Genomic DNA, 11167 nt, shown 5'->3' with positions numbered 1-11167 from the left:
AGGACCGCACCCGGCACCACAACGAAACCGAGCGCCCCCCGGCCCAAACCCCCACGCCCGCCGAAGGCGGAAGAACAGCAACCCCCACGGCGGGCCAGCCGACAACGTGGGCTACCCGGCAAAGCCGTACGCGTCGGCGATCAGCTCGTACGAGCGGACCCGCGCCGCGGGCCCGTGCGCGTTGGACGTGATCATCAACTCGTCCGCGCCGGTGCGCTTGGCGAGGTCGTCGAGGCCCTGGCGGACCGCGTCGGGGGTGCCGTGGACGACGTTGGACAGCCAGCTGTCGACGAAGCCGCGCTCCAGTTCGTTGAAGGGGTACGCCTCGGCCTCCTCGGGGCTGGGGACGAGGCCGGGGCGGCCGGTGCGCAGCCGGACCATCGCCAGCGCGCCGGTCATGACCTGGCGGCGGGCCTCCCGCTCGTCCCCGTCGGCCAGCGCGGAGACGCCGATCAGCGCGTACGGCTCGGCGAGGACCTCGGAGGGGCGGAACGAGGCGCGGTAGAGGTCGAGCGCGGGAAGGGTGTTGGCCGCGGAGAAGTGGTGCGCGAAGGCGAACGGCAGGCCGAGCGAGCCGGCGAGCCGGGCGCTGAAGCCGGACGAGCCCAGCAGCCAGAGCGGCGGGCGGTGCGGGGACTGGACGCCGCCGGGCGAGGTGGCCTGCACCGGCCCCGGCACCGCGTGGATCCTCGCGTACGGGTGGCCGTCGGGGAAGGTGTCGTCCAGGAAGCGGGTCAACTCGGCCAGCTGCTGCGGGAAATCATCGGCCCCCTCGTTCAGCCGCTCGGTGCGCCGCAGGGCCGCGGCGGTGGCGCCGTCCGTGCCCGGTGCGCGGCCCAGGCCCAGGTCGATCCGGCCGGGGGCCATCGCCTCCAGGGTGCCGAACTGCTCGGCGATGACCAGCGGGGCGTGGTTGGGCAGCATGACGCCGCCGGAGCCGAGCCGGATGCGTGCGGTGTGGGCGGCGACGTGGGCGAGCAGCACCGCGGGTGAGGAGGAGGCCACACCGGGCATGGAGTGGTGCTCGGCGACCCAGTAGCGGTGGAAGCCGCGGCGTTCGGCCGTACGGGCGAGGTCGACGGCGGTGCGGACGGCGCCGGCGGCGGTGTGCCCGGCGCCGACCGTCACCAGGTCGAGCACGGACAGCGGCACGGGGGCGCTGCCGCGGGCCGTGCCGCGTATGCCGTCGCCGTCGTCGTGCTGCGTCGGGCCGCCGGTCCGGTTGTCGTCTTCGCCGCTCACGGTGCGGGTCCTCTCCTCGTGTCGCCGGGTCTTCCACAGCGACAACCGGAGAGCAACTCCAGTTATTCCGCCGGTCGGGCGAACAGGGTCCCCAGGGCCGGGCAGTACCGCGGCCGGTCCAGCAGGCGCAGGCCCTCCCAGGCCGTCACCTGATTGGCGGTGAGCACCGGTTTGCGCAGCTCGGCTTCGAGGGCGGGCAGGTGGGCGGCGGTGTGCAGGGCGGTGTCGGGGAGCAGTACGGCCTCGGCGTCGGGGTGGTCGCCGGCGCGGGCGAGCGCGAGGACCTCCTCGCGGCCCCAGGTGCCGACCTCGGCGGCGGTGATGATGCCGCTGCCGCGGGACGAGACCACCTCCGCACCGGCGGACTTCAAGAACGCCCGGAAGTACTCGGCGACGTCGTCCGGGTACGTCGCGGCGATCGCCACCCGGCGGGCGCCGAGCGCCGTCAGGGCGTGCGCGAAGGCGAAGGACGTACTGGAGGCGGGCAGGCCGGCGGTGGCGGACAGTTCGCGGACCTGGTCGTGGGCGCCCTCCCAGCCGTAGATGAAGCTGGCGCTGGTGCAGGCCCAGACGACGGCCTGGGCGCCGCGTTCCTTCAGCTCGTCGACGCCGGCCGCCAGCCGGGTCGCGGAGCCCATCTCCAGCAGCGCGTCGGCCCGGTGGGCGTCCTCGCCGATGTCGGTGTGCACGAGCGGCAGGCGGACCCCGCCGCCCAGGAGCGCTTCGAGCCGGGGGTAGTCGTCCTCCGCGGAGTGACCGGGGTAGAGGAAGCCGACCGATGCCATGCGGGTCTCCCTTGGGTGTGCGGCGGCGGGTGCCGGGTGGTGCGCGGGGTCGGGGCGGGTGGTGAGCCGGGGCAGGAGCGCGGCCGGCGCCACGGGGGTCGCCGGCGGCATCCTCGGTACGGTTCCGGGCCGGGTTCGGACCGACCTCAAACCGGGGGCAGCAGGCCCGGATCGTCGGGTGGCAGATGGGGTGGCTCGACGCCGTCCCCTTCGCCGTCCGGAGGTGCGGGCGGCCCGGCGAACGCGGCCTCCGGGGTCGCCCGCGGCCCGCCGTCCGCCGACAGCGGCCCGCCGTCCCGTGGCGGCTCCCAACCGGTCATCGCGGCCGGTCCGCGCCGCGCCACCGGATCGAGCAGCGCCTGGTACGGTCCCACCGCCCGCACCCCGATGGCGCGCAGCGCCGCCCACATCGTCACCTGGTTGGCGGACAGCACCGGCATCCGCAACTCCGCCTCCAGCTGCGGGATGACGTCGTACGTCGGCAGGTTCGTACAGCTGATGAAGAGCGCGTCGGCGGAACCGACGACGGCCGCCCGGGCCATGTCGACGACGTCGCGGTAGGGCACCTTCCAGATGTGCCGGGTCAGGCCGAGGTAGGCGCGGCCGGTGACCGTAATGCCGCCCTCGCCGAGGTAGTCCTCCAGGGAGTCGGTGACCGATTTCGTGTACGGGGTGACCACGGCGATCCGCCGTGCGCCGATCTCCCGCAGCGCCTCCAGCAGTGCGCCGGAGGTGGTGAGCGAGGGCACGTCCCCCGCCTGTGCCATGGCGGCGCACATCGCCCGCTCACCCGCCAGTCCGCCGACGAAGCTGCCGGAGGTGCAGGCGTAGCAGATGACCTGCGGGGAGACCGCGCACAGCGCCTGGACGGCAGCGTCCAGCGTTTCGTGCTCGCTGACCAGGCGGGCCAGGTCGAGGCTCACCTCGACGGGCACGAAGGGGGTTCGGGTGAGGTGGAGGGACACGTCGTCGGGCACCCAGCGCCACAGCTCGCGGTCGAGCGCGAAGTCAAAAGGGGCGACAACGCCCACACCGAGCTGAGGCTGGGGGCCACCCAGAAAAGAGACGTCCATTGAAGGCCCCTAGAAGAAACGAAGGGCTGGAATGACCAGGCCGGTGGCCGTGGTGGAAGTGCAGCCGGAGCAAGCCGGGACGTCGGGACAGAGCCGTTGTTGACACGGTAGATACGACTTCTTAGCGTGGTCAATCCTCGCATCTCAGGCATCTGTCGGCGCCCTGTTCCAGTGAAGTGGGCACACCTTTCGAAACGGTTTCTGGCTATGTCCGAAAGCACCGTCCTCGTCCTCGGATCCGACCCGCCGCCCGCGCTCGACCGGCTGACCGGCCGGGCCCGAGTGATCTTCACCGACGAGGCCGGGCTGGCCGGCCGACTCCCCACCTCCGACGTGCTGTTGGCCTGGGACTTCACCTCCGAGGCGATCCGCGAGGCATGGCCGGAGCGGGGCCCGAAACCGCGCTGGGTGCACACCGCGAGCGCCGGCGTGGACCAGCTGCTGTGCCCGGCGCTGGTCGCCGACGACACGGTGGTGACCAACGCCCGGGGCGTCTTCGAGCAGCCGATCGCCGAGTACGTCGCCGGCCTGGTGATCGCCATGGCCAAGGACTTCTACGGAAGTTGGGAGCTCCAGCGGCAGCGGCGCTGGCAGCACCGCGAGACGCTGCGGCTGGCCGGCACCCGGGCCGTGGTGGTCGGCTCCGGGCCGATCGGCCGGGCCATCGGCAGCACCCTGCTGGCACTGGGTGTCAAGGTCGATCTGGTCGGCCGCCGGGAGCGTCCGGACGATCCGCACTTCGGGCTGGTGCACGCCGCTGACGCGCTCAACGGGCTGCTGCCGCACGCGGATTGGGTGATCTGCGCGGCGCCGCTGACCGACGCCACCCGGGGCCTGTTCGGCAAGGAGGCGTTCGGCCTGATGCCGCCGCGGGCCCGGTTCGTCAACGTCGGGCGCGGGCCCCTGGTCGTCGAGCCGGACCTGATCGCGGCGCTGCGCGAATGGCGGATCGCGGCGGCCGCGCTGGACGTCTTCGAGAGCGAGCCGCTGCCCGCGGACAGCCCGCTGTGGGACGTGCCGCACCTGATCGTCTCACCCCACATGAGCGGCGACACGCTGGGCTGGCGGGACGCGCTGGCCGAGCAGTTCCAGGACAACTTCGACCGCTGGGCGGCCGGCGAGCCGCTCGCCAACGTGGTCGACAAACGGCTCGGGTACGTGCCGGTGCAGTGACGGCGCGGGCCGCCCGCCGCCCGGTGCGGCCGGCCCCGCCCCCGCCCGCCGTCCCGCCCGGGGCGGCCGACGCTCGGAGGACGGATGACCACCGAACCGACCCACCTGGCCGACCTCACCGCCACCCGTCTGACGGCCGGCTACGCCGCCGGCGAGTTCACCCCCGTCGAGGCCGCCCGGGCCGCCCTGGAACGCGCCGAGGCCGCCCAGGCCGCCACGAACTGCTTCACCCGGATCGACGCGGAACCGGCGCTGGCGGCGGCCGCCGGGTCGGCGGAACGCTGGCGACGCGGGGCGCCGGCCGGGCCGCTGGACGGGGTGCCGGTCACCGTCAAGGACCTGATCCTGACCCGGGGCACGCCGACGCTGCGCGGTTCGCGGACGGTGCGGGCCGAGGGGCCGTGGCCGGAGGACGCGCCGTCGGTGGCCCGGCTGCGGGAGTCCGGTGCGGTGTTCCTCGGCAAGACCACCACGCCGGAGTTCGGCTGGAAGGGCGTCACCGACTCGCCGCGGCACGGGGTGACCGGCAATCCGTACGATCCGCGGCGCACCTCGGGCGGGTCCAGCGGCGGCAGCGCGGCGGCGGTGGCGCTGGGCGCCGGGCCGCTGAGTCTGGGCACCGACGGCGGCGGATCGGTGCGCATCCCGGCGTCGTTCTGCGGGATCTTCGCGCTGAAGGCGACCTACGGGCGGGTGCCGCTGTATCCGGCGAGCCCGTTCGGGACGCTGGCGCACGTCGGGCCGATGACCCGCGACGCGGCCGACGCGGCGCTGATGCTGGACGTGATCAGCGGCGCCGACTGGCGGGACTGGTCCCAGCTCGGGCCCGCCACGGGCTCGTTCCGGGCGGCGCTTGCCGGCCCGGTCGCCGGACTGCGGGTGGCCTACAGCCCGTCACTGGGCTGGGACGTGCCGGTGGCCCCCGAGGTGGCGGCCGCGATCCGGTCGGCCGTCGAGGTGCTCGCCGGGCTCGGCGCGCACGTCGAGGAGGCCGACCCGGGCATCGCGGACCCGGTGGCGGCCTTCCACGTCCTGTGGTTCAGCGGCGCGGCCCGGGTCGTCGAACACCTCGACGAGGCGGACCGGGCGCTGCTCGACCCGGGGCTCGCCGAGATCGTCGCGCAGGGCGCCGGCTACCGCGCGCTGGACTATCTGGCGGCGGTCGACACCCGGATGGCGCTGGGGCAGGCGATGGGCCGCTTCCACGACACCTACGACCTGCTGGTGACCCCGACCGAACCGATCACCGCCTTCGAGGCGGGCGTCGAGGTGCCCGCCGGGTCCGGCCACACCCGCTGGACCGGCTGGACGCCGTTCACCTACCCGTTCAACATGACCCAGCAGCCCGCGGCGACCGTGCCGTGCGGGGTGGACGGGGACGGGCTGCCGATCGGCGTGCAGCTGGTCGGCGCACGGCATGCGGACGCGCTCGTACTGCGCGCCGCGCACGCCCTGTACGAGGCGGGGGCCGCGGCGATCCCCGCACCCCCGGCCCCGTAGGAGCGCCGGCCGGAGACGGTCCCTCAGGCGCGCCGGAAGGAGAGGGTCTCCCCCAGGGCGCCGGCCCGCCACAGGTCCTGACAGGCGTCCGCCATCCGGTCCAGGCCGTCGACGACGCTGCCCCACACGATGCCCGGCACCCAGCCCGCATCACCGTTGATCAGCAGATTGTTGCGCTCGTAGAACAGCGCCAGGTCGACGACGGTGGCGCGGCCGCGGTGCTTGGCCCCGCGCTCGTACCCGTAGGAGGCGGTGGCCAACTGGGTGTCGCTGAAGGTGAAGTAGCACAGGTCGCCGGGGATCGGGGTGATCGTCGGGTTCTCCAGCGGCGGCTCCTCCGGCGCGAACGGCTCGACGAGGGCGTAGATCTCGTTGCGGGCGTACTTGGCGTGGTAGACGTCGCCGCCGAGCGGGAGGGCGTCCCACACGGCGGCGCAGGTGATCGGAGCGCGGTCGTCGAGCATCTTGGCCGTGCAGCTGACGCCGCGCTTGTCCAACGAGACTTCGATGAAGCGATCGGTCATGCTCAGATCGTAGGGGGGCAATACCGGCGTACGGAACACTTGGGACCAGCAGCGAACATGAACGGAACACGCCCCGGACGGGCTTGCATCAAGGGCCGGAAACGATCGGCATATCTGCCCGGTGTTCGGGTAGCCGGGCGCCCATGGCTCCACCACCATGGAACACCTCAAAAATGACCGGCACATTGCCACCCGGCATCGGCCGCCGAACGCTGCTCGCGGGGGTGGCGGCGCTCGGCGCGGGTGCCCTCGGAGCGACCGCGGGCTGCTCCCGGGTCGACATCAGCGGCGCCACCGACGGCGGACACCTCCTCGACGACCTGCGCAGCAAGGGCACCGTCCGGATGGGTATCGCCAGTGAGCCGCCCTACGCCTCCATCAACAGCAAGGGCCAGCTGACCGGCGAGGCCCCGGCCGTCGCCAAGACCATCTTCCAGCGCCTCGGCGTCCGGCATTTCGAGCCGGTGCCCGTCGAATTCGGCGCCCTGGTGCCCGGCCTGCACTCCTTCCAGTACGACGTGATCGTCGCGGGCATGTTCATCAACAAGGCCCGCTGCCAGGCCGTGCTGTTCTCCGACCCGGATTACGAGTCGAAGGACGCCTTCCTCGTCGCCAAGGGCAATCCACACAAGATCAAGGACTATCCGGACGTCGCCAGGCGCGGGCTCCGGATGGGCACCGGAATCGGCTACGCGGAAATCGACTACGCGGTCGGCAACGGCGTACGGAAAGACGACATCCAGACCTACGGCGACCAGATCGCCGGCATGGAAGCGCTGGAGGCCGGCCGCATCGACTGCTTCGCCGGCACCGCCCTGACCATGATCGAGGCGCTCAAGACCGGCCAGCACCCCAAGGTCGAGATGACCCCGCCCTTCACCCCGAAGGTCGACGGCAAACTCCAGCGCGACGGCGGCGGCTACGGCTTCCGCATCGGCGAGACGAAACTCCGCGACGCCTTCAACCGCGAACTTCACAAGATGAAGAAGAGCGGCGAACTCCTGCGCATCGCCAAACCCTACGGATTCACCGAGGAGTTCATGACCGACCTCACGGCGAAGGAGCTCTGCAAAAAGTGACCTCTGCGCTGTGGGAACTCTTCCTGAAAGGGCTGTGGATCACCGTCCAGCTGATGGTCTACAGCGCCGCCCTCGCCGCCGCCGTCGCCTTCGGCATCGGCCTCGCCCGCACCTCCCGCTTCCGGACCGTGCGCTTCCTGTCCGGCGTCTACGTCGAATTCTTCCGCGGCACCTCGGCACTGGTGCTGATGTTCTGGCTGTTCTTCGCGCTGCCGCTGCTCGGCTGGCAGCTCGTCGGCATCTGGGCCGGCACCCTGGCGCTCGGCCTGTCGTACGGCGCGTACGGCTCCGAGATCGTCCGCGGCGCCGTCCAGGCCGTGGCGCCCGCCCAGCGGGAGGCGGCCATCGCGCTGAGCTTCTCGCCCTGGCAGCGGCTGCGGAAGGTGATATTGCCGCAGGCCGTGCCCGAGATGATGCCTCCGTTCAACAACCTGCTGATCGAGCTGCTCAAGGGCACCGCGCTGGCCTCGCTGCTGTCCATCGGTGAGCTGACCTTCCAGGCCAAGCTGGCCCGGCTGTCGACCGGCCAGAGCGCCCAGGTCTACGGCATCATCCTCGTCCTGTACTTCGTGGTCGCGTTCGTGGTGACCCGGATCATGCGGCTGCTGGAACGCCGCGCCAAGGCCTCGGTCGGCCGGGCGGTGCCCCGCGGCGAGGGCTGGTTCTCCCGCAAGCTGCCCGTCGAAGCGCAGGGCCCCGAGGCGCTGGCCACCGGAGGAAAGCCGTGAACAACTGGTCATGGAGCTACGTCGGCGACATCATGCCCGACCTCCTCAAAGGCCTGTGGATCACCGTCCAGGCCACGATCTACGGCTCGCTCGTCTCGTTCGTCCTCGGGCTGGTGTGGGCGCTGCTGCTGCGCTCCCCGAGCCGCTGGGTGACCTGGCCGGTCAGCATCGTCGTCGAGTTCATCCGCAACACCCCGCTGCTGGTGCAGCTGTTCTTCCTGTTCTTCGTGCTGCCGAGCTGGGGCCTGACCTTCGCGCCGCTCACCACCGGCGTGATCGGCCTGGGCCTGCACTACTCGACGTACACCTCCGAGGTCTACCGCGCCGGCATCGACGGTGTCCCGCCCGGCCAGTGGGAGGCGGCGACGGCCCTGAACCTGCCGCGCCGGCGCACCTGGATCGCGGTGATCCTGCCGCAGGCGTTCCGCCGGGTCGTCCCCGCTCTGGGCAACTACGTCATCGCGATGTTCAAGGACACGCCGATGCTGGCCGGCATCACCGTCGCCGACATGCTCTTCCAGGCGAACAGCATCAGCGCCACCACCTTCGACTACCTGGAACCGATCACCGTCGTCGGCATCCTCTTCGTGGTCATCTCCTACCCCACCTCCCTCCTCCTGCGAGCCCTGGAGCGTCGTCTTGTCCGCTGACCACACACCGCCGAACGACCAGGCCGGCCCCGCGGACGGGAGCCCTTCCCGCACGGAGACCGGGACGGACACCGAACTGATCCGCTTCGACAGCGTCACCAAGCGGTTCGGCACCCACACCGTGCTCGACTCGCTGGACATGACCGTCTACTCCGGCAAGCACGTCACCCTCATCGGCCCGTCCGGATCCGGCAAGACCACGATCCTGCGGCTGCTGATGACGCTGCTGAAGCCGGACGAGGGCACCATCAAGGTCGGCCCGCACTTCCTGACCCACGAGGAGAAGGCCGGCAAGCTCGTCCCCGCCGGGGAGAAGCACATCCGCGAGGTCCGCAAGAACATCGGGATGGTCTTCCAGCAGTTCAACCTCTTCCCCAACATGAAGGTGCTGCGGAACATCACCGAGGCACCGGTGCACGTCCTCGGCCTCGACAAGGACGCCGCCGAGGAGCGCGCCCGCGAACTGCTCGACCTCGTCGGCCTGACCGAGCACCTCGACAAGTACCCCACCCAGCTCTCCGGCGGCCAGCAGCAGCGGGTCGCGATCGCCCGCGCCCTGGCGATGCGCCCGCAGGTGCTGCTGCTGGACGAGGTCACCTCGGCCCTCGACCCGGAACTGGTGGCCGGCGTCCTGGACGTGCTGCGCGACATCGCCCACACCACGGACATCACCATGCTGTGCGTCACCCACGAGATGAACTTCGCCCGGGACATCTCCGACTGCGTGATGATGTTCGACTCCGGCCGGGTCATCGAATTCGGCCCGCCGGAGCAGATCTTCAGCGAGCCGGAACACGAACGCACCCGGGAATTCCTCAGCGCCGTGCTGTGACCGCGGCGCGCACCGCACCGGGAGGTTTTGTGAAAACCCGGTGACCGGCGCCGCGTTCAGGTGGTGTGCCCCGCCTCTCCGGGGCGCACCACCTTTCCCATTTCCGCCCACCGACACCCTTGCCCGCCGAATCCCGCAATATCACCCGGGCCGGCCCGGCGCGCTCGGCCCAACAGTTCCTCAAGTCCCCGGCCTATGGCCGAAAACACGTCTAACGTCTACCGTTCCAGCACTGCCTGCGGACGACCTGACGCCACCTCATGACCAGGGTGGGCGAACGGAGTCGGTCCGTCCCAGGTGTCTGTCCGCAGGAATTGCGACGGGGTCCCTTTTGCATGGGAAGGACAGTGGAGACGTGGACGTCTCATTTCTCGCCACATCAGTCGGCGGCCGGCGAAGAACATCCGGCACCACCAGCCCCGCCCGGCCCGATTTCCCTCCTGGTGCATTCCCGAGGAGCTGATGTGAGCACGCACACCCAGGAGCCGCCGGTCCGCCACCCGGACGCCTACGCGGTGGTCGTCGCCGACACCGTCGACGACATCGAGCAGCTCAACGAACTGCTGCACAGCAATCTGCCGGTCCTCCTCGTCCGGGACCTGGACCAGGCCAGACGCCTGATGGACGGCGAGCCGCAGCCGGGCGCGCCCCGGCGGCCGGCCCCGCTCCGGGCCGGCCATCTGGAGATCCGGCCGGACGAACAACGGGCGCTGTGGCACGGCGTCCCGCTGGAACTGACCGCCCAGGAGACCGGGCTGCTGGTCCGCCTCGCCCGCGAGGGCACCGGCGTGGTGTCGTTCCCGCAACTCGTCAGGGACGTCTGGGGAGCGTCCTGCGGGGTGGACACCACGGTGATCCACAGCGCGGTACGCCGCCTGCGCCGGAAGCTGGAACAGGCCGGCGTCGACGTCTGCATCGCCTCGGTCCGCGGCTACGGCCTGCGGCTCGCACCCCCGGCCCGAAAGCCGTCAGCGAACTGACATCGACCCGACATTGGCCACCTTGCCGGTCTGTTCAAGACTGAAGGCGATTCACCGGCGGGGACGCCGCCGAGGGAATTCCGGGCCCCTACCGGAATTCCCTCGTGCGGCCCGTCCCCGGCCCGGCCGACAAACCACCGAAGGGGGAATACAGATGCGCGTTCACCAGGCAGCCCGCGCACTCCTCGTGAGTGCCGCCGCCGTGAGCATTCTCGGTACGACGGGAATGGCATCGGGCACCGCCCTGGCCGCGGACCACGGGGCCGCGGTGCAGAAGAAGAGCTGCAAGGTCTCCGCCTACACCGACCGGGTCGACCGGAAGACCGACAAGTTCGGCAGCGGCGCCATCAAGTGCAACTACAAGCCCGCCTACACCAAGTTCACCGTCACCCTCTACAAGGGCAAGAAGAAAATGGCGACGGCGCATTGCGAGAGCCACGGCAGGTCCTGTTTCAAGTCGACCCGCGAGGTCAAGGACGACATGCCCGTGCAGAAGTGGCGCACCAAGGTCACCGCCTCGTGGGGCAAGGGCCTGCACAAGACCGTGTGGAGCAAGCCGCTCTACGGCTGAGCCCGCCCCGGCACCCGACCCGGCCGCCGA

General features: G+C 71.3%; 12 protein-coding genes. 8 read left to right on the top strand and 4 right to left on the bottom strand.

Annotated features, from left to right (window positions below; all coding sequences use genetic code 11):
- Positions 1-111: 111 nt before the first annotated feature.
- The 3 genes from ACGF4C_RS37685 to ACGF4C_RS37675 form a co-directional block, all read right to left on the bottom strand.
- Positions 112-1242, bottom strand: a complete 1131-nt coding sequence (locus tag ACGF4C_RS37685) for an LLM class flavin-dependent oxidoreductase (RefSeq protein ID WP_393572893.1) — start codon at positions 1240-1242, stop codon at positions 112-114.
- Positions 1243-1304: 62 nt separating this feature from the next.
- On the bottom strand, positions 1305-2027 hold the full coding sequence (locus ACGF4C_RS37680; protein ID WP_393572898.1) for a decarboxylase: 723 nt from the start codon (positions 2025-2027) through the stop codon (positions 1305-1307).
- Positions 2028-2173: 146 nt separating this feature from the next.
- Complete coding sequence (locus tag ACGF4C_RS37675; protein WP_393572891.1) at positions 2174-3100, bottom strand: decarboxylase; 927 nt, start codon at positions 3098-3100, stop codon at positions 2174-2176.
- Positions 3101-3307: 207 nt separating this feature from the next.
- Here ACGF4C_RS37675 and ACGF4C_RS37670 point away from each other — a divergent pair, with 207 nt between their 5' ends.
- Positions 3308-4273, top strand: coding sequence for a D-2-hydroxyacid dehydrogenase (locus ACGF4C_RS37670; RefSeq protein ID WP_393572889.1), 966 nt, complete (start codon positions 3308-3310; stop codon positions 4271-4273).
- A gap of 84 nt (positions 4274-4357) precedes the next feature.
- Positions 4358-5773 carry an amidase gene (locus ACGF4C_RS37665; RefSeq protein ID WP_393572887.1) on the top strand — a complete coding sequence of 472 codons (1416 nt, stop codon included), beginning with the start codon at positions 4358-4360 and terminating at the stop codon, positions 5771-5773.
- Positions 5774-5796: 23 nt separating this feature from the next.
- Here ACGF4C_RS37665 and ACGF4C_RS37660 read toward each other — a convergent pair whose 3' ends face one another.
- Positions 5797-6297 carry a DUF3830 family protein gene (locus ACGF4C_RS37660; RefSeq protein WP_030414011.1) on the bottom strand — a complete coding sequence of 167 codons (501 nt, stop codon included), beginning with the start codon at positions 6295-6297 and terminating at the stop codon, positions 5797-5799.
- Positions 6298-6440: 143 nt separating this feature from the next.
- On the opposite strand from ACGF4C_RS37660, the gene ehuB reads away from it, so the two are divergent.
- The 6 genes from ehuB (at position 6441) to ACGF4C_RS37630 (ending at position 11137) form a co-directional block, all read left to right on the top strand.
- Entirely contained in the window at positions 6441-7376 is a 936-nt protein-coding gene (gene ehuB / locus ACGF4C_RS37655) for an ectoine/hydroxyectoine ABC transporter substrate-binding protein EhuB (RefSeq protein WP_393572884.1), read from the top strand.
- Positions 7373-8104, top strand: coding sequence for an ectoine/hydroxyectoine ABC transporter permease subunit EhuC (gene ehuC / locus ACGF4C_RS37650; RefSeq protein ID WP_030414009.1), 732 nt, complete (start codon positions 7373-7375; stop codon positions 8102-8104). Before ehuB ends, ehuC begins: the two co-directional genes overlap by 4 nt.
- 32 nt (positions 8105-8136) lie before the next feature.
- The gene (ehuD, locus tag ACGF4C_RS37645; protein WP_362147663.1) at positions 8137-8754 is read left to right on the top strand and encodes an ectoine/hydroxyectoine ABC transporter permease subunit EhuD; all 618 of its coding nucleotides are present in this window, start codon (positions 8137-8139) and stop codon (positions 8752-8754) included.
- Entirely contained in the window at positions 8744-9586 is an 843-nt protein-coding gene (ehuA, locus tag ACGF4C_RS37640) for an ectoine/hydroxyectoine ABC transporter ATP-binding protein EhuA (RefSeq protein ID WP_388967214.1), read from the top strand. Before ehuD ends, ehuA begins: the two co-directional genes overlap by 11 nt.
- Positions 9587-10050: 464 nt before the next feature.
- Positions 10051-10566 carry a winged helix-turn-helix domain-containing protein gene (locus tag ACGF4C_RS37635; protein WP_393572881.1) on the top strand — a complete coding sequence of 172 codons (516 nt, stop codon included), beginning with the start codon at positions 10051-10053 and terminating at the stop codon, positions 10564-10566.
- A 154-nt stretch (positions 10567-10720) separates the two neighbouring features.
- Entirely contained in the window at positions 10721-11137 is a 417-nt protein-coding gene (locus ACGF4C_RS37630) for a hypothetical protein (RefSeq protein ID WP_362147621.1), read from the top strand.
- Positions 11138-11167 lie beyond the last annotated feature (30 nt).

The sequence above is a fragment of the Streptomyces sp. NPDC048197 genome (assembly GCF_043202395.1).
GTDB classification, from domain to species: Bacteria; Actinomycetota; Actinomycetes; order Streptomycetales; family Streptomycetaceae; genus Streptomyces; species Streptomyces siderophoricus.
The sequence above is the reverse complement of the archived record's forward strand: the minus strand, read 5'-3'. Positions and strand labels throughout refer to the sequence as shown.

Excerpts from the sequence above, each read along its gene's own strand:
- ACGF4C_RS37665 (WP_393572887.1), top strand. The coding sequence starts at position 4,358 with ATGACCACCGAACCGACCCACCTGGCCGACCTCACCGCCACCCGTCTG.
- ACGF4C_RS37660 (WP_030414011.1), bottom strand. The coding sequence starts at position 6,297 with ATGACCGATCGCTTCATCGAAGTCTCGTTGGACAAGCGCGGCGTCAGC.
- ehuD (WP_362147663.1), top strand. The coding sequence starts at position 8,137 with ATGCCCGACCTCCTCAAAGGCCTGTGGATCACCGTCCAGGCCACGATC.
- ACGF4C_RS37680 (WP_393572898.1), bottom strand. The coding sequence starts at position 2,027 with ATGGCATCGGTCGGCTTCCTCTACCCCGGTCACTCCGCGGAGGACGAC.
- ehuB (WP_393572884.1), top strand. The coding sequence starts at position 6,441 with ATGGCTCCACCACCATGGAACACCTCAAAAATGACCGGCACATTGCCA.
- ACGF4C_RS37670 (WP_393572889.1), top strand. The coding sequence starts at position 3,308 with ATGTCCGAAAGCACCGTCCTCGTCCTCGGATCCGACCCGCCGCCCGCG.
- ACGF4C_RS37630 (WP_362147621.1), top strand. The coding sequence starts at position 10,721 with ATGCGCGTTCACCAGGCAGCCCGCGCACTCCTCGTGAGTGCCGCCGCC.
- ACGF4C_RS37675 (WP_393572891.1), bottom strand. The coding sequence starts at position 3,100 with ATGGACGTCTCTTTTCTGGGTGGCCCCCAGCCTCAGCTCGGTGTGGGC.